Origin of the sequence: Aureimonas ureilytica DSM 18598 = NBRC 106430, assembly GCF_000382705.1 — a bacterium.
Classification (GTDB): Bacteria; Pseudomonadota; Alphaproteobacteria; order Rhizobiales; family Rhizobiaceae; genus Aureimonas; species Aureimonas ureilytica.
This window is the reverse complement of sequence record NZ_ARQE01000004.1, coordinates 160,676-185,689: the sequence shown is the minus strand read 5'-3', so window position 1 is coordinate 185,689 and position 25,014 is coordinate 160,676. Positions and strand designations below refer to the sequence as shown.

The window sequence follows — 25,014 nt, the reverse complement described above, 5'->3', positions numbered from 1 at the left end:
ATGGCGACGATCCTTCTTCAGGCGGCGGGCGGGGCGCTCGGCGGGCTCGTCGGCGGCCCGTTCGGCATGATGGCGGGGCGGGCGCTCGGCGCGCTCGGCGGCTCGCTCGTCGACAACACCCTGTTCGGGGGCAAGGCGAAGCGCGAAGGGCCGCGTCTCGCCGGCCGCCGCATCATGGAAGCGGACGAGGGGGGCGGCGTCGCGCGCCTTTACGGCACGGCGCGGATCGCCGGTCAGGTGATCTGGACGACGCGCTTCGAGGAAGTCGCGACCACGGAGCGCTCGGGCGGCAAGGGCACGCGCGGCGGCGGCGAGACGACGAGCTACAGCTATTTCGGCCATGTCGCGATCGGCTTGTGCGAGGGGCCGATCGCCCATGTTCGCCGCATCTGGGCCGATGGCGAGGAGCTTGACCTGTCGCTCGTCACCGTTCGGTTGCACAAGGGCGGCGAGAGCCAAGAGCCCGACCCGCTGATCGAGGCGCGGCAGGGGCGGGGCAACGCGCCGGCCTATCGCGGGCTCGCCTATCTCGTGTTCGAGCATTTGCCGCTGGAGCGCTGGGGCAACCGCATTCCCCGGATCAGCTGCGAGGTGATCCGGCCCGTCGGCGAACTGGAAGCGGGGCTTCGGGCGGTCACGATCATTCCCGGCGCGACGGAACACGGGCTCGACCCGAGCGTGGTGCGCGAGCGCGTCGGGCCGGGCGAGGACCGGCTGCTCAACCGCAACATGCTGCATGGCGCGAGCGATTTCGACGCGTCGCTGGAGGAACTGACGGCGCTCTGCCCGCGTCTGGAGCGCGCGGCGCTCGTGGTGAGCTGGTTCGCGGACGACCTGCGCGTCGGCCGAGCGAGCGTTCGGCCGGGCATCGAAGTGCGAACCCGCGACGAGACCATCCCCTGGCGCGCGGGCGATGTCGGGCGGGACGAGGCTCATCTCGTCAGCCGGATCGACGGGGCGCCGGCCTATGGCGGCACGCCGTCCGACGCGGGCGTCCTGCGGGCCATCGCGGCGCTGCGTGCGCGCGGGCTCGGCGTGACCTTCTACCCGTTCCTGATGATGGACGTGCCCGCCGGCAACGGCTTGCCCGACCCCCATGGCGGCGCGGAACAGGCGCCCTATCCCTGGCGCGGGCGCATGACCTTGGATGTAGTGCCGGGACGCGCCGGGTCGGCCGACCGGACGGACGAGGCACGGGCCCACATCGCCCGCTTCGTCGGCTCCGCCACGCTCGCCGACTTTCGCATCGAGAACGGAGCGGTCGTCTATGCTGGCGCGACTGAATGGTCCTATCGCCGCATGATCCTTCATGCCGCGCATCTCGCCAAGCTGTCCGGCGGGGTTGATGCCTTCGTGATCGGCTCGGAAATGCGCGGGCTGACGGTTCTGCGCGACGAGACGGGGCGCTTCCCCTTCGTGGACGCGCTGGTGGCGCTGGCGCGGGACGTGAAGGCGCTCCTGCCCGGGGCGCTCGTCACCTATGCCGCCGATTGGAGCGAGTATTTCGGCTATCATCCGGCCGACGGTTCGGGCGACGTCTTCTTCCATCTCGATCCGCTCTGGGCCTCGCCCGATATCGGCGCGGTCGGGATCGACAATTACCTGCCGCTCGCCGACTGGCGCGACGAGGGGGAGGCGGGGGAGATGGCCTCGCCCTATGATCGCGACGCCCTGCGGGCCGGCCTCTCCTCGGGCGAATATTTCGACTGGTATTATCCTGATGAGGCGGCGCGGCGCACAGGCGCGCGCGCGCCCATCACGGACGGGCTCGGCAAGGCCTGGACCTTCCGGCCGAAGGATCTGAAGAGCTGGTGGGAGAACCCGCATGTCGAGCGGCGCGGCGGGGTGGAACGCGCTGAGCCGACCGACTGGGTGCCCCGCTCCAAGCCGATCTGGCTCACCGAACTCGGCTGCCCGGCGATCGACAAGGGCGCCAACCAGCCCAATGTCTTCTTCGACCCCAAATCCTCCGAAAGCCACTGGCCCTATTTCTCGACGGGCGAGCGGGACGATCTGGCGCAGCGGCGCTTTCTGGAAGCGCATCTGCGGCATTGGGACCCCGCATCGCCGCATTTTCGCGAGGCTGACAATCCGGTCTCGCCCCTCTATGGCGGGCGGATGGTGCCGCCGGAGGCGATCCATCTCTGGTGCTGGGACGCGCGGCCCGCCCCGGCCTTTCCCGACCGCGCGGATGTCTGGGCCGACGGCGCGAACTGGGAGCGCGGGCATTGGCTGACCGGGCGGCTCGGGCGCGCGCCGCTGGACGCGCTGGTCGCGCGGCTGCTCGCCGATCATGGTTTCGAGGCCGGGCGGGTCGACGAGGTCGACGCCGATCTCGGCGGCTTCCTCGTTTCGGGACCGGGCTCGGCGCGCGCCGAACTCGAAGACCTCCTGCGGCTCACGGGAACCGAGGTGCGCACGGAAGGCGGCAGGCTCTGCTTCCGCTCGCTCGCCCGGCGCGGCGACCCCATCCTGCTGGACGCGCTCGCGGATGCCGACGAGGCGCCGCGTTTCGAGATTCGCCGCAGCGAGCCGGTGGACCGGGTGGAGGAGGTGCTGGTCGGCTTCAGCGATCCGGCGCGCGCCTATCAGACGGGCGTCGCGGACGCCGCGCTCGGTGAGGCGGATCGGCCCCGGCAGACCAGCGTCGAACTGCCGGTGATCCTCGCGGAAGGGCAGGCACGGCGCTTCGCCGCCGAGCTTCTCGACCGCGAGACCGGCGAGCGGGAGACGGCAAGCTTTGCCGTTTCACCGAGCGAGCTTGCGCTTTCGCCGGGCGATTGCGTCCGGGTGGCGGGCGAGGCCGGCGTCTGGCGGATCGAGCGGATCGAGGATGGGGCGACGCGCCGGGTGGAGGCGCGCCGGGTGCGCCGGGCGGCCTCGCGGGTCGCCTCGCCCGCATCGGCAGCGCCGCCCGCGCCCGCGCTGCCGGTTCAGGCGTCGCGGCCGGTCGTGTTCTGGATGGACCTGCCGACCCTAGATGGCGGGGGCGGGGGCGGCGCCGTGGTGGCGGCCGCCGCGCGGCCCTTCGTGCCGCTGGACCTTCTCGCTTCGCCGACCGGCACAGGGTTCCAGAGCTTCGGGCGGGTGACGCGGCCGGCGACGCTCGGCTTCCTGCGCCAGCCGCTCGCGCCGGGGCGGGAAGGGGTGATCGACCGCGCCAACCGCCTGGAGGTCGATCTCGCCTGGGGCGCTCTGTCCTCGGTGACCGACGCGGCGCTGCTCGCGGGCGCCAATCGCGCGGCGGTCCGTGCCCCCAGCGGGGCGTGGGAGGTCCTGCAGTTTCGCGATGCGGAGGAGGTCGCGCCCGGACGCTTCCGGCTGGGGCGGCTGGTGCGCGCGCTCGGCGGCACGGGCGACGCGATGGGTGAGGGCCATCCGGCGGGCGCGGCCTTCGTGCTTCTGGACGCGGCCTGCCTGTCCGTGCCCGAAACCGTCGCGGGCCTTGGCGCGGAGCGGCAATGGCTGGCCGTGCCGGCCGGGCGCGGGCTCGACGATGCCGCGGCGGATCGGCAGGCGGCGGCGCTCGGGCGCCGTGCGCTGCGTCCGCTTTCGCCCGCGCATCTCGCGGGCCGCGTCGGCGATGACGGCACGCTGCATCTCACCTGGCGGCGGCGCAGCCGCGCGGTGCTGGATGGCTGGGACGAAGCGGACCCGCCGCTTTGGGAGGAGAACGAGACCTATCGCGTCACGCTCCGGTCGGCGGCCGGAGCCTCGCTCGACCTCCTTGCAAGCACGCCGCGCCTCGATGTGGAGGCCTCGCTCTGGCGTCCGCTTCTGGCGGATGGCGGGCGGCGTTTGACTGTTTCGGTCGTGCAGATGAGCGCCAGCGTCGGGGTGGGTGCGCCCGCCCGGCTGGGCCTGACGCTGCCCGCCTGACGCTTTTCCCCCTCGCTCGCTTCACAAAGGAGAGACCCATGGATCAGACCAAGGAATGGTGGAAGTCGAAGACCGTTTGGGGCGCGCTGGTGGCGCTCGGCGCCAGTCTCGCCGCCTTGTTCGGCTATCAGCTGGACGGCGGCGCGCAGGATCAGCTGGCCGGCGCGCTGGCGGCGGGCGCTTCGGCGGTCGGCGCCGTGGTCGCCATTCTCGGGCGCTTTCAGGCCGAGGCGGAGATTCGCTGAGGCGACATTTGCCGCCCATTCATTCGACATTCAGCGGCCGAGGCCTAGAAGAAGGGGGACAGAAAACGGGACGTCCGATGAACCGCCGCACCCTCGCTTTCCCTCTTCTTGCCGGCTTCTGGCTGTGGACGGCCGCCGCGCCGGCCTTGGCCAGCTGGTCCGCGCCGGGCGTGGGCACGGTGTCGGCGCTCGCAAACAGCGCGCCGGAGCCGGCCGAGACGCCGCGCCTCGTCGCGCAGGGCGGCTGCTCGGCCGCCGCCGCCGAAGCCGCCGCGCAGACGGGCGGACAGGTCCTGTCCGTCCAGATGGCCGAACAGGGCGGGCGCACGGTCTGCGTCGTCACCGTCCTCGTGCCGGCGCGGGACGGCAGCCGGCCCCGCCGTCAGACGATCACGATTCCCCAGTAAGCCCCTTCGCGAATCGAAACCGCCGACCGGAGACAAGATGCGCATCCTGATCGTCGAGGACGACGCCCAACTCAGCCGTCAGCTCGGCGAGGCCCTTCGCGCGGCCGGCTACGTGGTGGACAGCGCCGCGGATGGCGAGGACGGCCATTTCCTCGGCGACACCGAGCCTTACGACGCGGTGATCCTGGATGTCGGCCTGCCGAAGATGGACGGCATCAGCGTTCTGGAGCGCTGGCGGCGCGACGGGCGCACCATGCCGGTTCTTCTGCTGACGGCGCGCGACCGCTGGAGCGACAAGGTGGCGGGCATCGACGCGGGCGCCGACGATTATGTCGCCAAGCCCTTCCACATGGAGGAGGTGCTGGCGCGCCTTCGCGCCCTGATCCGCCGCGCGGCGGGCCATGCCTCGTCCGAAATCCACTGCGGCCCCTTGCGCCTGGACACCAAATCCTCGCGCGCGACGGTGGACGGAACGCCGCTGAAACTGACCTCGCACGAGTATCGACTGCTGGCCTATCTCATGCACCATCAGGGCGAGATCGTTTCGCGCAGCGAACTCACCGAGCACATGTACGACCAGGATTTCGACCGCGATTCCAATACGATCGAGGTCTTTGTCGGGCGTCTTCGCCGCAAGATCGGCCTCGACCTGATCGAGACGGTTCGCGGGCTCGGCTACCGGATGAACCGGGATGCGTGACGCCTTGCCGGGCCGGAGCGCGCGTCCTTGAGCGGTGCGTCGCGGACGCAGCGCCTCTTCGGGAGTCTCGCCGCGCGCGTCGTCGGCATGTCGAGCCTCTGGGCGATCGCGGCCTTTCTCGTGGTGGGGGGCCTCATCTCCTCGCTCTACGAGCGCACCGCCCAATCCGGCTTCGAAGCCGTGGTGCGGGCGCAGCTCTTCAACCTCATCAACGCCGTGACCGTCGACAAGGACGGCATCCTGCGCGGCGTGCCCGATCTCGGCGATCTCGCCTATTCGCAGCCCTTGTCGGGCTGGTACTGGGAGGTGCTGCCCGCGAGCGCCAACACGACGGGCCGCTTGTCCTCCTTCTCGCTCGGGCGCGCGCGCATCGCCGACGTGCCGGAAGCGCAAGCGCCGTTCGACATGCAGTATCGGCGCGACTACCGCGTGCCAGGGCTCGACGGCGAAACGCTCTATGTCGAGGAAGCGGAGGTCGTGCTCGACAGCGACAACCATGCCGCGCGGTTCCGCGTCATGGGCAATGCCAGCACGCTGGATGCCGACATCGCCGCGTTCAACCGGTCGCTGACGCTCTATCTCGGCCTGTTCGGCTTGGGCTCGACGGTGATCAACGCGCTCGCGATCCTCTATGGGCTGCGCCCGCTTTCCGTCGTCCAGCGCTCGCTCGCCGCCGTGCGGACGGGCGAGAAGGAGCGGCTGGAAGGGCGCTTCCCGTCCGAAATCCAGCCGCTGGCGAGCGAGATGAACGCGCTGATCGACAGCAATCGGCGCATCGTGGAGCGCGCGCGGACGCAGGTCGGCAATCTCGCCCATGCGCTGAAGACGCCGGTCGCCGTGATCCTGAACGAAGCCGGCGCGATCGGCGGAGAGAAGGGCCGCGTTCTCCGCGACCAGGGCGAGCGGATGCGCACTCATGTGCAGCACTATCTCGACCGCGCTCGGATCGCGGCGGGCGGCGAGAGCGTGATCGCCCGCACGCCGGTCAAGCCCGTGGTGGAGCGGTTGGTGCGGGTCGTCTCCAAGCTCAATCCGGGTTTTCGCGTGGACACGCAGATCGCGCCTGGCGCGGAGCGGGCCGTGTTCGCCGGCGAGCAGCAGGATCTGGAGGAGATGCTCGGCAATCTTCTGGAGAACGCCGCGAAATACGGGCGCAGCCGGATCGTGCTCTCGCTGGTGGTGCCGGACGGCTCGCGGTTCTCGGTCGCGGTCTCCGACGACGGGCCGGGCCTCCAGCCTCAGGAGATGGCCGAGGCGACGAAGCGCGGCAAGCGGTTCGACGAAACGGTGCCCGGCAGCGGGCTCGGTCTGTCCATCGTCGCTGAGACCGTTTTGCAATACCGGGGCGATTTTCGGCTGGAGCGCTCCGAATTCGGGGGACTGAAAGCCGAACTGATCTTGCCTCGCTCCCCGGATGCGCCGATTTCCTGAACTGTTGGTGAAATCGGGGCTCGCCCCGGTCGGTATCAGGCTGGCCCATGCGTCGTGCGTTTCAGACCTTTGCAGCCCTCGTCTCCATGCTCGCGCTCGGTGGATGTCTATCGTCCGGCGCGTCGCTGACTGCTGCTCCCGCGCCGGCCCTGCCGGCGAGCGCGCTCGCGCTGCGGCCCAGCCTGCCCAAAAGCGGCGATGTCGCGCTGTCGGGGCGCGCCGAGCAGGGCGCGCTTCTCGCCCAGTATCAGGCGCTGCAGTTCGGCTCGGTGGGCCAGGCCGTTCCCTGGTCGGCCGGCGCCTATCGCGGCGAGGTGACGCCGACGCAGCTTTATCGCATCGGCTCGCAGGATTGCCGGGGCTACACGCATGTCGTCACGCGCGGCAACGCGACGACGCGGCAGGTGGGCACCGCCTGCCGGACAGGCGCCGACACCTGGACGCCGGTCGGCTGACGCGACATTCTTTCTAAGGATGTGAATAGGCAGGCGCGCTTGCCCTTGATAGACCTTCTCTCGCTTTGCCGGCCGCCGGTTTTCGCGGCGACCGCTCACGGGATGATGACGTTTGTTCTGGCTTGCCGCCGCCCTCATGACGCTCGTCGCGACGATCGCGACCGTCCGCCCACTTCTGCGCGGCAAACCCGCCTCCGTCGAGCCGCGCTCGCGCCATGACGCCGAGGTCTATCGCGCACAGCTCGCCGAGCTCGAGACCGACCGCGCGCGCGGCGCCATCGGCGAGCCGGACGCGGCGACCGCCCGCGCCGAGATCGCGCGCCGCCTCCTGAGGGCGGAAAGCGCCTCGCAAGCGGCCACGTTGAACGGGCAGGGGCGCGCCGCGATCGTGGCCGGTCTCTTCGTGGCGCTTCTCCTGCCGGCCGCGACCTTTCTCTTCTATGACCGCGCCGGGTCGCCCGAACTCGGCGACATGCCCTTGGCGAGCCGCGAAAGCGAACCGGCACCCACCGGGGAGATCGGCAACATGCTCGCGGCGGTCGAGCGTCGTTTGGCGGAAAAGCCGGACGATGGCACCGGCTGGAGCGTCGTCGCGCCCGTCTATTTGCGCATGGGCGAGCCCGACAAGGCCGTCACCGCCTATCGCAACGCGCTTCGCCTGACGCCGCCGACGGCCGACATGCGGGTCGGCCTCGGCGAGGCCCTGGTGCAGCAGGCGCATGGACAGATCACGGACGAGGCGCGGCAGGCGTTTCGATCCGCCCTCGCGCTCGACGCGAACTCCTATGCCGCGCGCTTCTATCTGGCGCTCGATCTGTCGCAGGCGGGGCGCTATGCGGAGGCCCGCGACGCCTGGAGCGCGCTCGTCGCCTCCTCGCCGCCCGATGCGCCCTGGCTGGGGCTGGCGCGCTCCGCGCTCGCCGATGCGCAGGCGCAACTCGGCGGCGCGCCCGCGCCCGCCATCGCTTCCCTCACGCTCGAGGCACCGGGGCCGAGCACCACTGATGTGGCGGCGGCCGAGGCGCTCAGCGCAGACAATCGCCGCGCGATGATCGAAGGCATGGTGTCGCAGCTCGCGGGCAAGCTGCAGGCCGCGCCCGAGGACGCGGAGGGATGGCGGCGCCTGATGCGATCCTATGTCGTTCTTGGCCGCCGCGACGAGGCGGCTGCGGCAGGACGCCAGGCGCTCGGCACCTTCTCACCCGAGACGGCCGAGGGTAAGAACATCCTGGCCTTTGCGCAGTCGCTCGGCCTCAGCCTGAGAGGGGACGCCGCGACGCCATGACCCGCAAGCAGAAGCGCCTTTCCTCTATCTTCGCCATTCTCTTCGTCGTCGGCGCGGCCTTCGCGCTCGTGCTGACGGCCCTGTCTGATAGCGTCGCCTTCTTCAATTCGCCGACCGATCTGGCGTCCCATCCGCCTGTCGAAGGCCAGCGCATCCGCCTGGGCGGCCTTGTGGAAAGCGGCTCGGTGGAGCGGGGCACGGGGCAGGCGGTGCGGTTCCGCGTGACGGACACGGTGGAAAGCGTCGCCGTGCGCTATGCCGGACTTCTGCCCGATCTCTTCCGCGAAGGGCAGGGCGTCGTCGCCGAAGGCACGATCGGGCCCGATCGCGTCTTCGTCGCGGACACCGTTCTGGCCAAGCACGACGAGACCTACATGCCCAAGGAAGTCGTGGACGACATGAAGGCGCGCGGTCTCTGGAAGGACGGAACGGTGGTGGCGCGCGAGGCCGCCATGCCCGAACCCGGCGCTTCGACGCCCGCTTCGGCGGCAGGGGGAGCGGGCCTGTGATCGTCGAACTCGGCCATTTCGCGCTGGTCCTGGCGCTGGGCCTTGCCCTCGTTCAATCCGTTCTGCCGGTTCTCGGCAGCCGGCTGGGCGACACGAGGCTGATGGAAACCGGCACGATCACGTCGCTCGGCTGCTTCGCGCTTCTCGCCTTCGCCTTCGGCGCGCTGACGGCGGCCTATGTGACGTCGGATTTCTCCGTCGCGAACGTCGTGGAGAACAGCCATTCGCTGAAGCCCATGCTCTACAAGGTCACCGGCGTCTGGGGGAACCACGAAGGCTCGATGCTGCTCTGGGTCCTGATCCTCGCCCTGTTCGGGGCGCTGGTGGCCTCGTTCGGCATGGACCTGCCGGCGAGCCTCAAGGCCAATGTCCTGTCCGTCCAGGCCTGGATTCTGGTCGCCTTCCTCCTGTTCATCCTCCTTACCTCCAACCCGTTCACGCGCGTCGTGCCGGCGCCCCTGGAAGGGCAGGATCTCAATCCGATCCTTCAGGACATCGGCCTCGCGATCCATCCGCCGCTTCTGTATCTCGGCTATGTCGGCTTCTCGATCGCCTTCTCCTTCGCCGTCGCGGCGCTGATCGACGGGCGCATCGATGCCGCCTGGGCGCGCTGGGTGCGGCCCTGGACGCTGATCGCCTGGGTGTTCCTGACGGGCGGCATCGCGATGGGCTCCTACTGGGCCTATTACGAACTCGGCTGGGGCGGCTGGTGGTTCTGGGACCCGGTGGAGAACGCCTCTTTCATGCCCTGGCTGTCGGGCACGGCGCTGCTTCACTCCGCGCTCGTCATGGAAAAGCGCTCGGCGCTGAAGGTCTGGACGGTGCTTCTCGCCATCCTCACCTTCTCGCTCTCGCTCCTCGGCACGTTCCTCGTGCGCTCGGGCGTCCTCACCTCGGTTCACGCCTTCGCGGTGGACCCGGAGCGCGGCGTCTTCATTCTCGCCATTCTCTGCGTCTTCATCGGCGGTTCGCTGGCGCTCTTCGCCTGGCGCTCGAGCGAACTGGAGAGCGGCGGTCTCTTCGCGCCCATCTCGCGGGAAGGGGCGCTCGTCTTCAACAATCTGTTCCTCACCACCGCCATGGCGACGGTGCTGACCGGCACGCTCTATCCCCTGGCGCTCGAAACCGTCACCGGCACCAAGATCTCGGTCGGCGCGCCTTTCTTCAACGCGACCTTCGGCCCGCTCATGGTGCCGCTGCTCTTCGCGGTTCCCTTCGGCCCGCTTCTTGCCTGGAAACGGGGCGATCTCCTGGCCGCCGCGCAGCGCCTCTACGCCGCCGTCGGCGCGGCCTTCCTGACGATCGTCGTCGTCCTCGCCCTCACAGAGGGGACACGCATTCTCGCCGCCTTCGGCTTCGGCCTTGCCGTCTGGCTTCTGGTCGGCAGCCTTTGTGATCTGGCGGCCCGTGCCGGCCTGCCGAAGGCCGGCCCCGCCCTCGCATGGCGACGGTTGCGCGGCCTGCCGCGCTCGGCCTTCGGCACGGCGATCGCCCATTTCGGCGTGGGGGTGACGCTGCTCGGCATCGTCTCGGTCGGCGCCTTCTCGACGGAAACGATCACCACCATGGCGCCGGACGATCGCATCGAGGCCGGTGGCGTGCAGATCCGCTTCGACGGGATCGCGCCCCGCCAGGGGCCGAACTACCAGGAGGAGGTCGGCCGCTTCACTCTGATCCGGGGCGCGAGCGAAACGCCGCTCGAATCCTCCAAGCGCCTTTATCCGGCCCGGCAGATGCCCACCACGGAAGCGGGCATCCATACGCACTGGTTCAGCCAGATCTACATCTCGCTCGGCGACGCCGCGGCCAATGGTGGGGCCACCGTGGTGCGTATCTGGTACAAGCCGCTCGTCACGCTGATCTGGCTGGGCGCCGTGGCCATGGCCTTCGGCGGTGTCGTGTCGCTGGCCGATCGGCGGCTGCGTGTCGGCGCCCCGGCCCGTTCGCGCCGCGCCCGGGCCGTGGAGGCCTGAGCCGATGGCGATACGAGCCCTCTCCGTCGGGCGAGCCGCTCTCGCCGGCCTGTGCCTCCTCGCCGCCGTCCCGGCCGGCGCGGTGCAGCCGAGCGAGATGCTGCCCGATCCCGCGATGGAAAAGCGCGCGCGCGCCCTGTCGTCCGAACTGCGCTGCATGGTCTGCCAGAACCAGTCGATCGACGATTCCGACGCCGATCTCGCAAAGGACCTGCGGGTCCTCGTCCGCCAGCGCATCCAGGCGGGCGACAGCGATGGAGAGGTGCTCGATTATCTCGTCGCGCGATACGGGCAGTTCGTGCTTCTGCGCCCGCGCTTCGAGCCGCAGACGCTGCTCCTCTGGGGAATGCCGGTCGCGCTTCTCCTGGCAGGCGGCACCTATCTCGTGATCTCGCGCCGTCGCCCGGCGGGTGCCGCGCCCGCGCCCCTGTCGGCGGACGAAGAGAAGGCGGTGGCCGCCGTGCTCGAACGGCTGGAGCGCGACGAGGGGGCCGGCGACCTTACGAAGCTTTCACGTGGCTGAAAACTTGCCGTAATCTTCGATCCTCTAGGTTCCCAACCACAGACACGACGGGCTTCCCGCCGCGCCAGACCGGAACCAACGAGGGTATCCATGACGAACTCGATCACCAACAAGACCAAGCGCCGCCTGACCGCCGCGGCTCTGGCGGCGGGCGTGGCTGGCCTGGCGTTCAGCGGCGGCGTGATGACGACGGTCAATCCGTCCTATGCGCAGGCCGTGCAGGTCGCCCCGACCGCGCAGAATACGGGCTTTGCCGACGTGGTCGAGAAAGTGTCGCCCGCCGTCGTCTCCGTCCGCGTCAAGGAAAAGATCGTCGACGCCTCGGACCGCGACAGCAATCTCCAGGGCTCGCCTTTCGAGAACCTGCCGGAAGGCCATCCGCTGCGCCGCTTCTTCGAGTTCGGCAACCCGAACGGCCCGGCCACACCGGGCCAGCGCACCCCGCGCCGGGCGCCGCGCGAGGGCATGGCCCAGGGCTCCGGCTTCTTCATCTCCGATGACGGCTATGTCGTCACCAACAACCACGTCGTCGAGGGCGGCACGACCTACACGGTCGTCATGAACGACGGGACCGAGTATCAGGCCAAGCTCGTGGGCGCCGACAAGCGCACCGATCTGGCGCTGCTGAAGGTCGACGCGCCCAACACCAAGTTCACCTATGTGAACTGGGCCGACGATTCCAAGGTGCGCGTCGGCGACTGGGTCGTGGCTGTCGGCAATCCGTTCGGCCTCGGCGGCTCGGTGACGTCGGGCATCGTCTCGGCGCGCGGCCGCGACATCGGCGCCGGTCCCTATGACGACTTCATCCAGATCGACGCGCCGGTGAACCGGGGCAATTCGGGCGGCCCGGCCTTCAACATGCAGGGCCAGGTGATCGGCATCAACACGGCGATCTTCTCGCCCTCGGGCGGCTCGGTCGGCATCGGCTTCGCGATCCCTGCGTCCTCGGCTCAGTCGGTGATCCAGTCGCTTCGCGAAAGCGGCAATGTCCAGCGCGGCTGGCTCGGCGTCCAGATCGCGCCGGTGACCAAGGACATCGCCGAGGCGCTCGGCCTTGGCAGCACCAACGGCGCCATCGTCACGCTGCCCGACAACGAGACGCCCGCCACCAAGGCCGGCATCCGCACCGGCGACGTGATCACGGCAGTCAACGGCGACACCGTGTCCAGCCCGCGCGAGCTGGCCCGCAAGGTGGCCGAGTTCAAGCCCGGCGCGTCGATCGACGTGACGGTCTGGCGCGACAACGCCGCCCAGCAGATCAAGGTCCAGCTCGGCAATCTCGCCTCGCTCGACGAAGCCTCCAACCAGGGCTCGAACAGCAACGTGCCGGTGAACCCGTCCTCGCTGCGCGGTTATGGCCTGACGCTGACCCCCTCGGACGATGGGCAGGGCGTGGTCGTGACCGACGTGGACCCGGACTCCGAAGCCGCCACGCGCGGCGTATCGGCCGGCGACACGATCGTGGCGGTGAACGGCACGCAGGTGAAGTCGCAGCGCGAAGTCGAGGCCGCGATCAAGAGCGCCTCCACGAGCGGTCGCAAGGCGGCGCTCTTCCAGCTGCGCAACGGCGACCAGAACCGCTTCGTCGCCCTGCCGATCTCCGGCAGCTGAGCTCGCGGAGGGGAGGCCAAGGCCTCCCCTTCCACGCGTCCCGGCGGCGCTCCACCGTGGGGCGCCGTTTCTTTTTCGATGAAATCGCCCGATCCCGACGGAGGGGACAGATGACGCTGCAAGCGGTTTCGCCTACATCCGACACCATGCGTATCCTCCTGATCGAAGACGACAAGGAAGCCGCCGCCTATCTCCAGAAGGCGTTTCGCGAATCGGGCCATGTGCCCGATCACGCGGCCGACGGCGAGACCGGCCTCCACATGGCGGAAAGCCAGAACTACGACGTTCTCGTCGTGGATCGGATGCTGCCGCAGCGCGACGGGTTGTCGGTCATCTCGGCGCTTCGCGAAAAGGGCGACATGACGCCGGCGCTGATCCTGTCGGCGCTTGGCCAGGTGGACGACCGCGTCACCGGCCTGCGCGCGGGCGGCGACGATTATCTCGCCAAGCCCTACGCCTTTTCCGAGCTGCTCGCCCGCGTCGAGGTTCTGGGTCGGCGCCGCGCCACCAAGGAGATCGAGACGGTCTACCGGGTCGGCGATCTCGAACTCGATCGCCTGTCCCACGAGGTCAAGCGCGGCGGCAAGACCGTGGTGCTCCAGCCGCGCGAGTTCCGCCTTCTCGAATATCTCATGAAGAATGCCGGTCAGGTGGTGACGCGCACCATGCTGCTCGAAAACGTCTGGGACTACCATTTCGACCCCCAGACCAACGTGATCGACGTCCATATCTCGCGCCTGCGCTCCAAGATCGAGCGCGATGTCGGCGAGCCGCTGCTGCATACGGTGCGCGGCTCGGGCTACATCCTGCGCGCGGGGCAGGGGTGATCGCCCTTTCGGCGCGCCCCGCTCGATCATGCAAAGGTTCAATCGCATCCGGGACCTCTGGCGGGTCACGGCCTTTCGCCTGTCGGCGATCTATCTCTGCCTCTTCGCCGTCTTCGCGGCGATCCTTCTCTTCTATGTCACGGGATCGGCCGCCTCGATCCTCCAGACCCAGAACCGCGAGACGATCAACGAGGAGATCGCCGATCTCGGGCGCGTCTATCAGAACACCGGGATCGTCGGCCTCGTGCGCAGCATCGACCGGCGCTCGCGCCAGCCCGGCGCCTCGCTCTATCTCATGACGGACGCGACGGGGCGCATTCTCGCCGGCAATGTCGAGAGCCTGGAAGCGGGCGTGCTCGACGATCCCGGCTTCGTCGGCCGGGCCTTCCGCTACGCGCGCTTCACCGAGGACGCGGGCGATCGCTACCACACGGCGATCGCGCAGGTGATCCAGCTGCCGAACGGGCTGCGCATTCTCGTCGGGCGCGATCAGACCGAGCTCGACCGCATTCGTCTCGTCGTGCGCAACGCCCTGATCCTGGCGCTCTGCCTGATGAGCGTCGGCGCGCTGATCGCCTGGTTCCTGGTCGGGCGCACGGCGCTGCACCGCCTCAACAACATGTCGCTCGCCACCGCGCGCATCATGGGCGGCGATCTCGACGAGCGCCTGCCGGTGGCCGGCACGGGCGACGAGTTCGATCGCCTGTCGGAAAACCTCAACGTGCTTCTCGCCCGCATCTCGCTTCTGCAGGAAGGGCTGCGACAGGTCTCCGACAACATCGCGCACGATCTCAAGACGCCGCTGACGCGGCTGCGCAACCGCATCGAGGCGGCGCTGCGCGAGCGCGAGGACGCGACACCCGCAGAGCTGCGCGGCGCGCTGGAAGGCGTGATGGCGGAAGCCGACGGGATGATCCGCACCTTCGACGCGCTCCTCATGATCAGCCGCGTCGAGGCGGGCTCGCATCCGGCCCTGAAGACCGAGGTCGATGTCGCGGCGATCGTGCGGGACGTCACCGAGCTTTACGAGCCCTCGGCCGAGGATGCAGGCGGCACGCTGGAGGTGGAGGCGCCCGAGAGCTTGACGGCCGAGGTCAGCCGCGAGCTGATCGCGCAAGGCCTGTCCAATCTCATCGACAACGCCCTGAAATACGGCGTGCCGACGGAAGGGCCCTTGCGCATCCGCGTGCGGCTCGCGCCCGAGGAGCGCGGCTTCTCGTTGTCCGTCGCGGACAACGGCCCAGGCATCGCCGCCGACAAGCGCGAGCGGGTGCTGGAGCGCTTCTACCGGCTGGACGAAAGCCGCACCAAGCCCGGCTCCGGCCTCGGCCTGTCCCTGGTGCAGGCGATCGCCTCCATCCATGACGGACGAATGACTCTGGACGACGCCGCCCCCGGCCTTATCGTGACACTCACGATTCCGGCCGAGGGAGGCAAGGCGAGCGATGACACTTGAAGGCAGGGACGCGCTGCGTATCGGAGGGGCGCTTCCCCTGGTGCCGCTTTCGCCGGAGAAGGCGCGTTCTTGCCTCGCCGATCTCGCCGCTGCCGCAACAGCGCAGGACCTCGACCGCCTCGCCGCCTGGGCCGCGCTGGACGGCCCCGAGCAGCAGCGGCTCGGCGCGGCCCTGTCGCTTTCGCCCCATCTCGAAGGCCTCGCGCTGCGCGCGCCCCAATGGCTCGACCGCTTGTTCGAGGAGGAGGCCGGCGCGCGCGTCGAGGCGCTGATCGCGGCGCTGGGAGCGCCGGTGCCCGAAGGCGCGAGCGAGGCCTCGCTCATGACGGAGCTGCGCCTTTCGAAGAACGAGGCGAGCCTCCTGATCGCGCTGCGCGATCTCTTCGGCGCCGCCCCGCCCGACGTCACGACGCGCCATCTGTCCGGCGTGGCGGAGGGCGCGGTGAAGCGCGCCTTGCGCTTTGCGCTTCTCGATCTCCATCGCCGCGGGCAGTTGCGGCTTCCCGATCTTGCCCATCCCGAGCGGGGCTCGGGCCTCTTCGTTCTCGGCATGGGCAAGCTCGGCGGCGAGGAGCTGAACTATTCCAGCGATATCGACCTCGTGGTCCTGTTCGAGCCGGAAGCCGAGGCCGTGCTCGATCCGCCCGAAAGCGTCGAGATGTATTCGCGCCTCGCCCGGCGCCTCGTGAAGATGATCGGCGAGCGCTCCAGGGACGGCTACGTCTTTCGCACCGACCTGCGCCTGCGTCCCGATCCGTCCGCCATGCCGCTCGCCGTGCCCGTGCCGACCGCGCTCGTCTATTACGAGAGCTCGGGGCGGGACTGGGAGCGCGCCGCCATGATCAAGGCGCGCCCGATCGCCGGAGACGAGGAGGCGTCGACCGCCTTCCTGCGCGACATCACCCCCTTCGTCTGGCGCCGCTATCTCGACTTCGTCGCGATCGGCGACATCCACGCGATGAAGATGCGGATCGACCGGCATCGCGGTTTCGAGAGCATCATGGTCGCCGGGCAGAACGTGAAGCTCGGGCGCGGCGGCATCCGCGAGATCGAGTTCTTCGCGCAGGCCCAGCAGCTCATCGCCGGCGGCCGCAATCCGGCGCTGCGCCTGCGCCGCACCGACGACGCCCTCGCCCAGCTCGCGCGCGAAGGCTGGATCGAGCCGGCGGCGGCCGAGGAGATGACACAGGCCTACTGGTTCCTGCGCCGGGTCGAGCACGCCGTGCAGATGGTGGCGGACGAGCAGACGCACACGCTGCCCGAGACCGAGGGCGATCTCCTGCGCGTCGCGCGCCTGTGCAATTTCGAGACGCTGGCAGAATTTTCGGCGGCCTTGATCGCGCGGCTCGAAACCGTCGAGGCGCGGTTTTCGGCGCTCTTTGCCGAGCACGCGCCGGTGCGCAGCGACGAGGGCGCGATCGCGCTCCTGTCGGATGCCGAAGACCCCGGCGCGCTCGCCTGGCTCGAGCGTGTCGGCTATCGCCGAACCGGCGATATCGGGCGCATCGTGCATGGCTGGGCCGGCGGGCGCTACCGGGCGACGCGCTCGGAAGCGGCGCGCGATCAGCTCGTGCGCGTCCTGCCCTCGCTTCTGGAGGCCTTCGCGCGGGGGCGGGACCCGGACGCCGCGCTCGCCGGTTTCGACCGCTTCCTGTTCGGCCTACCGTCCGGCCTTCAGTTCTTTTCGCTGATCGCCTCCAACCCGCGCCTTCTGGAGCTTCTGGCGCTGGCGATCTCGTCCGCGCCGCGACTGGCCGACACGATCTCGCTGCGTCCGCACGTGTTCGACGCGCTGCTCGATCCGGCCTTCTACCGCGAAATCCCAACCCGGGCGCTGCTGCGCGAACGCCTTGCGCTGTTCCTGCGCGACGCGCAGTTCTTCGAGGAGCGTCTAGCCCGGCTCCGCATCTTCGCTTCCGAGCAGCGCTTCCTGGTCGGCATCCGGCTTCTGGCCGGCGCGATCGAGGGCGAGGCGGCGGGCGGCGCCTTCACGGCGCTCGCCGACGCGGTTCTGGAAGCGCTGGTCGAGGGCGTCGAAGCCGAGTTCCGCCGCGCGCACGGGCGCGTGCCGGGCGGCCGGCTCGTGGTGCTCGGCCTCGGCCGGCTCGGTAGCGGCGAGATGACGGCGAGTTCCGATGTCGATCTCATGCTGCTCTACGACCACGACCCGGAGGCCGAGACCTCGGACGGCGACCGGCCGCTTCCGGTCTCGACCTATTATACGCGGCTGACCCAGCGCCTCATCGCCGCGCTCACCGCGCCCATGGCCGACGGCGTTCTCTACGAGGTGGATTTCCGCCTTCGCCCGTCCGGCAACAAGGGACCGCTCGCCACCCATATCGACGCCTTCCGCAAATACCAGCGCGAGGCCTGGACCTGGGAGCGCATGGCCCTGACGCGCTCGCGCTCGCTCGCGGGCGATGCCGCCTTGACCCATGAGATCGGCGAGGCGATCCGCGCAGCGATCGAGAGCCACGCGAGCGACCCGCTGCTCGGCTACGACATCGCCGACATGCGCGCCCGGCTGGAAGTGCAGAAGCCGGCGCGGGGAGCTCTCGACCTCAAGCGGCTGGTGGGCGGGCTCACCGATCTCGAATTCATTGCCCAATGGGCGATCCTGTCGGGCGCGGTGCCGCTGTCCTTCATCGGGCGCAGCACGGAACGGGTCCTGGCGGAACTTGCCCGCCGCCATCCCGATCTGCCGGGCGTCGAGGCGCTGCCCGCCGCGATGACCGATCTCACCCGCGTCGTTCATCTGCACCGGCTGGGGCCGGGCACGGCCTTTCGCGTGGCGGACCTGCCGCCGGGCCTTGCCGACCGGCTCGCCAGATCGCTCGACCTCGCCGATCAGGCGGGCATCGAGCCGCATATCCTCGATCTCGCCGAGCGCGTGCGCGCGTCCTTCGCCGCCCTGCTTCCGTTCGAGGGCGCGGGCGACGAGCGTCTGCCGCGAGGCTAGACTTCCCCCCAGCGAAGCCCCGGCCTCGCCAGCGAAGCGCCTGGGACTCTAGGCGGGATCAGGCGGCGACGGGAACCGGAAGCTGCTGCATCTCGGCCGCTTGCGCGCAGGGGAGGCGGATCGAGACCGCCGTGCCCCGGCCGGGCGTCGAGGCGATGCGCATCCGGCCGCCCTGAAGCTCCACGAGCGAGCGGGCGATGGCGAGGCCGAGGCCCGTGCCCTTGTGCGTGCGCGTCAGCTCGTTCTCGACCTGCTCGAACGGGCGGCCGAGGCTTTTGAGCGCCGAGCGGGGAATGCCGATGCCATTGTCGGCGATGGTGACGACCACATGGTTCTGCCGCACGCGGGAGCGCACGCGCACCTCGCCGCCGGCGCCCGTGAACTTCACGGCATTGGCGATCAGATTGAGAAGGATCTGCTTGGCGGCGCGCCGGTCGCCGATCAGCGTCAGGCTTTCGGGGCTTTCGACGCGCAGGCTGAGATTCTTCGAGCCGGCCTGAACCTCGACGATCTTGGTCGCCTCGGCGAGAATGGCCGGGAAGTTCACGAGTTCGCGCGCCAGGACCATGCGGCCCGCCTCGATCTTCGACATGTCGAGAATGTCGTTGATGAGCTTCAGGAGGTAATGGCCGCTCTGATGGATGTCGGCGGCGTATTCGGTGTATTTCGCGTTGCCGATCGGGCCGAAGCTTTCCTCGTGCATGATCTCGGAAAAGCCGATGATGGCGTTGAGCGGCGTGCGCAGCTCGTGGCTCATATTGGCGAGGAAGGTCGTCTTGGCCTGGTTCGCGCTTTCGGCGCGCTCCTTCTCGATCATGTATTTGTGGTTCAGCTCGGCGAGCTCGCGCGCCTTGGCCTCGGCGTCGCGCCGCGAGGCGGAGAGGTCGTTGATCGTCGCCATGAGGCGGCGCTCGGAATCGCTGAGCCGCTCCTGATGGACCTTCAACTGCGTGACGTCGGTGCCGATCGCCACATGGCTGCCGTCGGGCATGGTGCGCTCGGAAATCTGCAGCCAGCGCCCGTCCGCCAGAAGCGTTTCGGAGGCGCGCTCGCCCTTCACGAAGGTCGAGCTGGTCAGCTTGCGCTCGGCGATCGGCTTGCGGCCCTTGGCGCGCACCGCTTCGAAGGCGGAGCCGAGCTGCACATCGCCATCGGTGAGGCCGAAGACCTCCTGATATTTCGAGTTGCAGAGAACGAGACGATTGTCCGCGTCCCACAGGACGAAGGTCTCGGAAATGTTCTCGATGGCGTTCTGGAGGCGGGTGTTCGCCTCGTCCGTCATGCGCGCCAGAAGCTGGTTCTCGCTGACGTCGACGGCGACGCCGATCAGATGGATCTCGTTGTTGGGCGTGCGCACCACCTCGGCGCGCGCGCGCAGCCAGAGGAACTGCCCGTCGGCCCGTCGCATCCGGAAGGAGCGCTCGAAATGGCCGACCGAGCCCGACGCGATCTGCCGGGCGAATTCGAAGAAGGAGCCGTCTTCGGGATGCAGGAGCGCGGCGACCTCGGCGAAGGACAGGACCTCCTCGCGCGGGGCCATGCCGAGGATTTCGTACATAGAGCGCGACCAGTACATGCGCCCGCGCGCCAGATCCCAGTCCCACAAGCCGCAGCGACCGCGCGACAGGGCGGTCTCGACCCGCTTGTGCTGGTCGAGAAGCAGGCGGTCCGCCGTGCCGGCGCGCAGGGCCTGCCGATAATAGGCGACGAGAATGGCGAGGAAGACGAGGCAGGTCAGGCAGAAGAGCGTGACGTTCAGCGAAGCCGAGCGGCGCCAGTCCGCGAAGGTCTGGGCCTCGACGCGAATGAGGATGACGTTGCCGAGGGGGGCGTCGAGCTGCGCCGAGGAGGCGCGGGCCTTGGCGCCGTTCAGCGCGACGCGCATGACGCCGGCGCGCTCGCCGAAGACCGACAAGGGCTGGCTGCCGTCCACCACCGTGTCGAGGCTGCGGCCGACGGCGTCCTCATGGCCGAAGGTCGTGGCGACGATGCGGCCCTGCCGATCGGTCACGAGCGCGACGAGGCCGTCATCCTTCAGGAACAGGGGAAGCGTGGCGGCGAGGAGCTGCGTGGCGCGCTGGCGCGGGTCGCGCATCGCCTCGTCGAGGCCGCCATCCTCGGCGCGCAGAAGGCTCGCCACGACGCGCAGTTCGTTGGCCGTGCGCGCTTCGATCGCCTCGCCTTCATCGATCAGCGAGATCACGCGCACGAGCGCCATGACCACCAGAAACACGATGACGCAATAGGGAATGAGATTGCGCAGAAGGGGCTCGTATTCGCCCAGCCGATCACGAAAAGACAGAAGGATTGGGTTCGAAACCCTTTGCGACAAGCTGCGAAGCCATCCCGAAATTCGGGACGAATCCGTTCTTGCCGGCACGCTGGTAGCGTCCGACCTCATCCAACCGACCCCTCGTCCGTCGACCTTGATCCCGGCTCCGCCAGCCCGAATCGGGGTTCAATCAAACAGAGCGCGACTCGCTTGTCCAGCGCGCGGGAGAGCGAAGCGCAGGCTGGGAGCAAGCCTCAAATCTTGCTGTTGCGCCTCGCTTACAGGGGTTACGCCCGCTTTTCCCTCAACAGCCTTAACAAAACGTGAACGGGTGAAATTATCGAAGCGCGGGGCCCTTTCGAGGGGTTCCGCGCTTCGCGAGAAGTCAAGGGGAACGGGTGAATTTTTCCCGTCGCTGAGCGCTCATTCAAGCGTGCGCGTCAGGATGTCGGACAGGTCGCGCGACAGGTCCTTGCGCCCGGCAAGTTCCCGCAAGGCCGCTTCCGCCACAGCGCGGCGCGGCGCGTCGAAGGAGCGCCAGGAGCGGAAGGCGGTGGCAAGGCGCGCCGCCGTCTGCGGGTTCAGGCGGTCGAGTTCGGCGAGCCGCTCGGCCACCCAGCGATAGCCGGCGCCGTCGGCGCGGTTGAAGCCGCGCTGATTGCCCGTGGCAAAGCCGCCGATCAGCGCGCGGGCGCGGTTCGGATTGCCGAGATCGAACTTGGGATGGGCGCGCAGCCGCTCCACGGCTTCCACGATGTCGTCGGTCGGGGCGGTCGCCTGCAGCGTGAACCATTTGTCGAGCACCAGCGCGTCCGTCTCGAACCGCCCGAAAAAGGCGGCGAGCGCGGCTTGCGCCTCCGCGCTCGCCGGGAAGACGTGAACGAGCGCCGTGATCGCGGCGAGCCGGTCGGTCATGTTGCCGGCTGCTTCGAACTCGCCGAGCAGGGGAGCGGGCGAGGCGAGGCCGGAGGCGACGACGGGCAGAAGCGCGGCGCGCAAGGCGCGCCGTCCGGCGCTCGCCGCATCCGGGCTGAAGGCGCCGGCCGGCTCGGCCAGTGTGCTCCGCAGCGCCTGGAAGCCGGCGCCGCCGGCCGCGTTCAGCGCCCGCAAGGCGCCGCGCCGGGCGCGGTGGATCGCCTCCGGGTCGATCTCGCTGCCGACGAGACGGGCGATCTCCGCTTCGCCTGGCAGCGTGACCATGAGGGCCCGCAAGGCGGGCTCGAGCGCCGCGTCGCCCGCCGAGCGGCAAAGAGCGTCGAGCACCGCCTCGTCGTATCGCACGGCGCGGCCCGCGCCTTCGGCCAGCGCCGCCTCGCGCAGCATCTCGCCGACGAGATCGGTGAGGGCGCGCCAGCGGCCGAACGGGTTCGGATCGAGCCGCGCCAGCGCCAGCCGGTCTTCCCGCCGCTGGTCGTGACGCAGCGTGACGGGGGCGGAGAAGTCGCGCAGGATCGAGACGAGCGGTCGCGTCTCGCCCGTATCGAAGACGATCTCGGCGCTTCTTTCGGTCAGGTGGATGACGTCGCCCTCGACCTCCGCATCGCCCGCCACGGGCTCCAGCGCGAGATCATGGCCTTGCGCATCGACCAGCCCGAAGCGGATCGGCATGTGGAAGGGTTCGGTTCCCGTGCCCGCCGCGCCCTTGGGCAGGTCCTGTTCCAGACGGAGCGTCAGCTGCCCGTTCGCGAAGCGCTCGCTCACGGTCAGAACCGGCGTGCCCGCCTGGTGATACCAGCGCGAGAATTGCCAGAGATCGATCCCGCCGGCTTCCTCGAAGCAGCGGAGGAAATCCTCGATCGTCGCGGCGTCGCCGTCATGGCGCTCGAAATAAAGGTCCATTCCGGCGCGAAAGCGCGCCGCGCCGAGGATCGTCTCGATCATGCGCACGAGCTCTGCGCCCTTCTCGTAGACGGTCGCCGTGTAGAAGTTGTTGATCTCGCGGTAGCGCGTCGGGCGCACGGGATGCTGGAGCGGCCCCTGATCCTCGGGGAACTGCTGCGCCTTCAAGCCGTGGACCGAGCTGATGCGCTTGACCGGGCGCGAGCGCTCGTCGGCCGAGAATTCCTGGTCGCGATAGACCGTCAGCCCTTCTTTCAGGCAGAGCTGGAACCAGTCGCGGCAGGTGATGCGATTGCCCGTCCAGTTGTGGAAATATTCGTGCGCGATCACGGTTTCGACGCCCGCATAGTCGCCATCCGTCGCCGTGTCGGGGTCGAGCAGCACGTATTTGTGGTTGAAGACGTTGAGACCCTTGTTCTCCATCGCCCCCATGTTGAAGGCGGAGATCGCGACGATGTTGAAGACGTCGAGATCGTATTCGCGCCCGAAGCGCCGCTCGTCCCAGATCATGGAGCGCTTCAGCGCGTCCATCGCATAGGCCGCGCGTCCGCTGAGACCCTTTTCCGTATAGATGGCGAGCGCCACGTCGCGCCCGCTCGCGGTCGTGAAGCGATCGTGCAGCGCATCGAGATCGCCGGCCACCAGCGCGAAGAGATAGGAGGGCTTGGGATGCGGGTCGTCCCAGACGGCGAAGTGCCGCCCCTCTCCCAGATCGCCGGATTCCAGCGGGTTGCCGTTGGCGAGAAGGATCGGCGCGCTCGCGCGGTCCGCCTCGAGGCGCACGCGATAGGTGGCGAGCACGTCCGGCCGGTCGAGGAAATAGGTGATGCGGCGAAAGCCCTCCGCCTCGCATTGGGTGCACCAGACGCCGTCCGAGCGGTAGAGACCCATGAGCTGCGTGTTGGTCTCGGGCGACAGGCGCGTCTCGATCCGCAGGCCGAAGGGACCGCGCGCGGGCAGGTCGCGCAGCACGAGCCGCTCGGGCGTCGCGTCGAAGCGCTCGGGTGCGACCGGCTCGCCGTCGAGCCAAAGGCCGGTCAGCACCAGTTCGTCGCCGTCGAGAACGAGCGGGGCGCTCATGGCCACGCCCTCGCGCCGCTCCAGGCGGATATCGGCCCGGATCTCTGCCGCGCCGTCCCGAAGGCGGACGAGCATGTCGACGTGATGAACGGCGAAATCGGTCGGTCGATAATCCTCGAGGCGAATGGTCTGTCCGTCGTCGGTTCGCAGCATGGAGAGGGTCGCCTTCCGAAAAAGCCAGGGTGGCTCCGGGGATAGCGCCGAACCCGTCGCTTTGCCAGCGGGGCGCCGGGCGCGGCCCGCGTTCACGCGATATGTCCGCCGCGAATGGAAGTTTCCCGAACCCGTGCGCTTCTAGGGTCGACGCATGGGGGCGACTTACCTATCACCTTTTCAGAGACGGTTTGACAACTCGGCTGCACAAGGGCCGGCGGGACGCATCTCGCCGCGCAAGCGCCTTCCCGTGTCGAAGCCGGCAGGCCGATGCGATACGCATCGATCGACCCGGCGCACGCGCGCGGAGGAAAGGCAAAGGCGGGCCTTGGGGCCGGGTTGCCGAACGGGTCTCGCCATCTCCCAGCCGCCGCCCGGACCGTTCCGGCTCGGGCCGGCGCGCGCATCGCCTGACGGCTTCCGGCCGCAAGGCCAGCCGAAGCATGAGTCCGATGAGCGCAACCTCCCTCGTTCCGTCCCCCCAGCCGATGCTCGGGATCGGGCTCAAGGTCTTCTCGGTGGTCGTCTTCGTGGCGATGCAGACCTCCCTGAAGACGCTCGGAGAGGAGATCCCGGCGGGGCAGCTCGTCTTCTTCCGATCCTTCTTCGCCCTGGTGCCGGTCGCGATCTATCTCGCCTATCTCGGCGAAATCCGAACCGCGCTCAGAACCGACGATATCGGCGGCCATTTCCTGCGCGGCATCATCGGCGTCTCGTCCATGGGGCTCGGCTTCTTCGCCCTGTCGCGTCTGCCCTATCCCGAATGGATCGCGATCTCCTACGCGACGCCTCTCCTGACGGTGATCTTCGCCGCGCTCTTCCTGAAGGAAACGGTGCGCGCCTATCGCTGGGCGGCGGTGCTAATCGGCCTGTGCGGCATTCTCGTTGTCGCCGTGCCGAACTTCACGCTGGGAGCCGAGGCGGCCGACCCCGACCGGGCCTATGGAATGCTCGCCTCGCTCGGCGGGGCGGGCTTCGCGGCGATCGCGATGATCCAGGTGCGGCGTCTGGTGCGCAAGGAACGCACGCCGACGATCGTGGTCTATTTCTCGCTGACCTCCAGCCTCGTCGCCCTGTCCACCATCCTGTTCGGCTGGGTCTGGCCGAGCCCGGCGCAGCTCGTGGCGCTGGTCGTGGCGGGTCTGTGCGGGGGCGTCGGGCAGCTTCTCCTGACCGGCTGCTATCGCTATGCCGACACGTCCACGATCGCGCCCTTCGAATACACCTCGATGCTGTTCGCCATCGCCATCGGCGTCCAGTTCTTCGGCGAGGAAATCCAGAGCACGACGCTGGTCGGCGCCTGCATCGTGATCGGCTCGGGCATCTTCATCATCTATCGCGAGCACCGGCTCGGCATCGAGCGGCGCAAGGCGCGCCGCGTGTCCTCGCCGCAGGGATGAGGAGGGCGGC

The 25,014-nt window shown here is 69.1% G+C and carries 17 protein-coding genes; 15 read left to right on the top strand and 2 right to left on the bottom strand.

Annotated features, from left to right (window positions below):
* From B146_RS0110835 to B146_RS0110770, 14 genes are all read left to right on the top strand, one after another.
* On the top strand, positions 1 to 3,879 hold the full coding sequence (locus tag B146_RS0110835; RefSeq protein ID WP_019996461.1) for a baseplate multidomain protein megatron: 3,879 nt from the start codon (positions 1 to 3) through the stop codon (positions 3,877 to 3,879).
* Between the two features lie 38 nt (positions 3,880 to 3,917).
* On the top strand, positions 3,918 to 4,124 hold the full coding sequence (locus B146_RS0110830; RefSeq protein WP_019996460.1) for a hypothetical protein: 207 nt from the start codon (positions 3,918 to 3,920) through the stop codon (positions 4,122 to 4,124).
* Between the two features lie 77 nt (positions 4,125 to 4,201).
* Positions 4,202 to 4,531, top strand: coding sequence for a hypothetical protein (locus tag B146_RS0110825; RefSeq protein WP_019996459.1), 330 nt, complete (start codon positions 4,202 to 4,204; stop codon positions 4,529 to 4,531).
* A gap of 37 nt (positions 4,532 to 4,568) precedes the next feature.
* On the top strand, positions 4,569 to 5,231 hold the full coding sequence (locus B146_RS0110820; RefSeq protein WP_019996458.1) for a response regulator transcription factor: 663 nt from the start codon (positions 4,569 to 4,571) through the stop codon (positions 5,229 to 5,231).
* 27 nt (positions 5,232 to 5,258) lie between these two features.
* On the top strand, positions 5,259 to 6,662 hold the full coding sequence (locus B146_RS0110815) for an ATP-binding protein (protein ID WP_019996457.1): 1,404 nt from the start codon (positions 5,259 to 5,261) through the stop codon (positions 6,660 to 6,662).
* Positions 6,663 to 6,709: 47 nt separating this feature from the next.
* A complete protein-coding gene (locus B146_RS25720; RefSeq protein WP_019996456.1) occupies positions 6,710 to 7,117 on the top strand; it encodes a hypothetical protein in 408 nt (135 codons plus the stop codon).
* A 112-nt stretch (positions 7,118 to 7,229) separates the two neighbouring features.
* Complete coding sequence (ccmI, locus tag B146_RS0110805) at positions 7,230 to 8,402, top strand: c-type cytochrome biogenesis protein CcmI (RefSeq protein ID WP_019996455.1); 1,173 nt, start codon at positions 7,230 to 7,232, stop codon at positions 8,400 to 8,402.
* Positions 8,399 to 8,911 (top strand): cytochrome c maturation protein CcmE, encoded by a 513-nt coding sequence (gene ccmE, locus B146_RS0110800; RefSeq protein ID WP_019996454.1) that lies wholly within the window; start codon positions 8,399 to 8,401, stop codon positions 8,909 to 8,911. Before ccmI ends, ccmE begins: the two co-directional genes overlap by 4 nt.
* Positions 8,908 to 10,884 (top strand): heme lyase CcmF/NrfE family subunit, encoded by a 1,977-nt coding sequence (locus B146_RS0110795; protein ID WP_019996453.1) that lies wholly within the window; start codon positions 8,908 to 8,910, stop codon positions 10,882 to 10,884. The genes ccmE and B146_RS0110795 overlap by 4 nt, the downstream gene beginning before the upstream one ends.
* Positions 10,885 to 10,888: 4 nt before the next feature.
* Positions 10,889 to 11,407 carry a cytochrome c-type biogenesis protein gene (locus tag B146_RS0110790; RefSeq protein ID WP_019996452.1) on the top strand — a complete coding sequence of 173 codons (519 nt, stop codon included), beginning with the start codon at positions 10,889 to 10,891 and terminating at the stop codon, positions 11,405 to 11,407.
* 90 nt (positions 11,408 to 11,497) lie between these two features.
* Entirely contained in the window at positions 11,498 to 13,018 is a 1,521-nt protein-coding gene (locus B146_RS0110785) for a Do family serine endopeptidase (protein ID WP_019996451.1), read from the top strand.
* Between the two features lie 110 nt (positions 13,019 to 13,128).
* Positions 13,129 to 13,845, top strand: coding sequence for a response regulator transcription factor (locus B146_RS0110780; RefSeq protein ID WP_019996450.1), 717 nt, complete (start codon positions 13,129 to 13,131; stop codon positions 13,843 to 13,845).
* 28 nt (positions 13,846 to 13,873) lie between these two features.
* Positions 13,874 to 15,301: a sensor histidine kinase gene (locus B146_RS0110775; protein WP_019996449.1), complete on the top strand. Its 1,428-nt coding sequence runs from the start codon at positions 13,874 to 13,876 to the stop codon at positions 15,299 to 15,301.
* Positions 15,291 to 18,260 (top strand): bifunctional [glutamine synthetase] adenylyltransferase/[glutamine synthetase]-adenylyl-L-tyrosine phosphorylase, encoded by a 2,970-nt coding sequence (locus tag B146_RS0110770; protein WP_040408468.1) that lies wholly within the window; start codon positions 15,291 to 15,293, stop codon positions 18,258 to 18,260. The genes B146_RS0110775 and B146_RS0110770 overlap by 11 nt, the downstream gene beginning before the upstream one ends.
* Before the next feature lie 58 nt (positions 18,261 to 18,318).
* Here B146_RS0110770 and B146_RS0110765 read toward each other — a convergent pair whose 3' ends face one another.
* Both B146_RS0110765 and pepN read right to left on the bottom strand, forming a co-directional pair.
* Positions 18,319 to 20,592: a PAS domain-containing sensor histidine kinase gene (locus tag B146_RS0110765; RefSeq protein WP_019996447.1), complete on the bottom strand. Its 2,274-nt coding sequence runs from the start codon at positions 20,590 to 20,592 to the stop codon at positions 18,319 to 18,321.
* A gap of 363 nt (positions 20,593 to 20,955) precedes the next feature.
* On the bottom strand, positions 20,956 to 23,604 hold the full coding sequence (pepN, locus tag B146_RS0110760) for an aminopeptidase N (protein WP_019996446.1): 2,649 nt from the start codon (positions 23,602 to 23,604) through the stop codon (positions 20,956 to 20,958).
* A 452-nt stretch (positions 23,605 to 24,056) separates the two neighbouring features.
* Here pepN and B146_RS0110755 point away from each other — a divergent pair, with 452 nt between their 5' ends.
* Positions 24,057 to 25,004: a DMT family transporter gene (locus tag B146_RS0110755; RefSeq protein ID WP_040408467.1), complete on the top strand. Its 948-nt coding sequence runs from the start codon at positions 24,057 to 24,059 to the stop codon at positions 25,002 to 25,004.
* Positions 25,005 to 25,014 lie beyond the last annotated feature (10 nt).

Coding starts and splice junctions, on each gene's coding strand:
- B146_RS0110835 (WP_019996461.1), top strand. CDS start 1: ATGGCGACGATCCTTCTTCAGGCGGCGGGCGGGGCGCTCGGCGGGCTC.
- B146_RS0110775 (WP_019996449.1), top strand. CDS start 13,874: ATGCAAAGGTTCAATCGCATCCGGGACCTCTGGCGGGTCACGGCCTTT.
- B146_RS0110830 (WP_019996460.1), top strand. CDS start 3,918: ATGGATCAGACCAAGGAATGGTGGAAGTCGAAGACCGTTTGGGGCGCG.
- B146_RS0110785 (WP_019996451.1), top strand. CDS start 11,498: ATGACGAACTCGATCACCAACAAGACCAAGCGCCGCCTGACCGCCGCG.
- B146_RS0110790 (WP_019996452.1), top strand. CDS start 10,889: ATGGCGATACGAGCCCTCTCCGTCGGGCGAGCCGCTCTCGCCGGCCTG.
- B146_RS25720 (WP_019996456.1), top strand. CDS start 6,710: ATGCGTCGTGCGTTTCAGACCTTTGCAGCCCTCGTCTCCATGCTCGCG.
- B146_RS0110770 (WP_040408468.1), top strand. CDS start 15,291: ATGACACTTGAAGGCAGGGACGCGCTGCGTATCGGAGGGGCGCTTCCC.
- ccmE (WP_019996454.1), top strand. CDS start 8,399: ATGACCCGCAAGCAGAAGCGCCTTTCCTCTATCTTCGCCATTCTCTTC.
- B146_RS0110780 (WP_019996450.1), top strand. CDS start 13,129: ATGACGCTGCAAGCGGTTTCGCCTACATCCGACACCATGCGTATCCTC.
- B146_RS0110755 (WP_040408467.1), top strand. CDS start 24,057: ATGAGCGCAACCTCCCTCGTTCCGTCCCCCCAGCCGATGCTCGGGATC.
- B146_RS0110820 (WP_019996458.1), top strand. CDS start 4,569: ATGCGCATCCTGATCGTCGAGGACGACGCCCAACTCAGCCGTCAGCTC.
- pepN (WP_019996446.1), bottom strand. CDS start 23,604: ATGCTGCGAACCGACGACGGACAGACCATTCGCCTCGAGGATTATCGA.
- B146_RS0110825 (WP_019996459.1), top strand. CDS start 4,202: ATGAACCGCCGCACCCTCGCTTTCCCTCTTCTTGCCGGCTTCTGGCTG.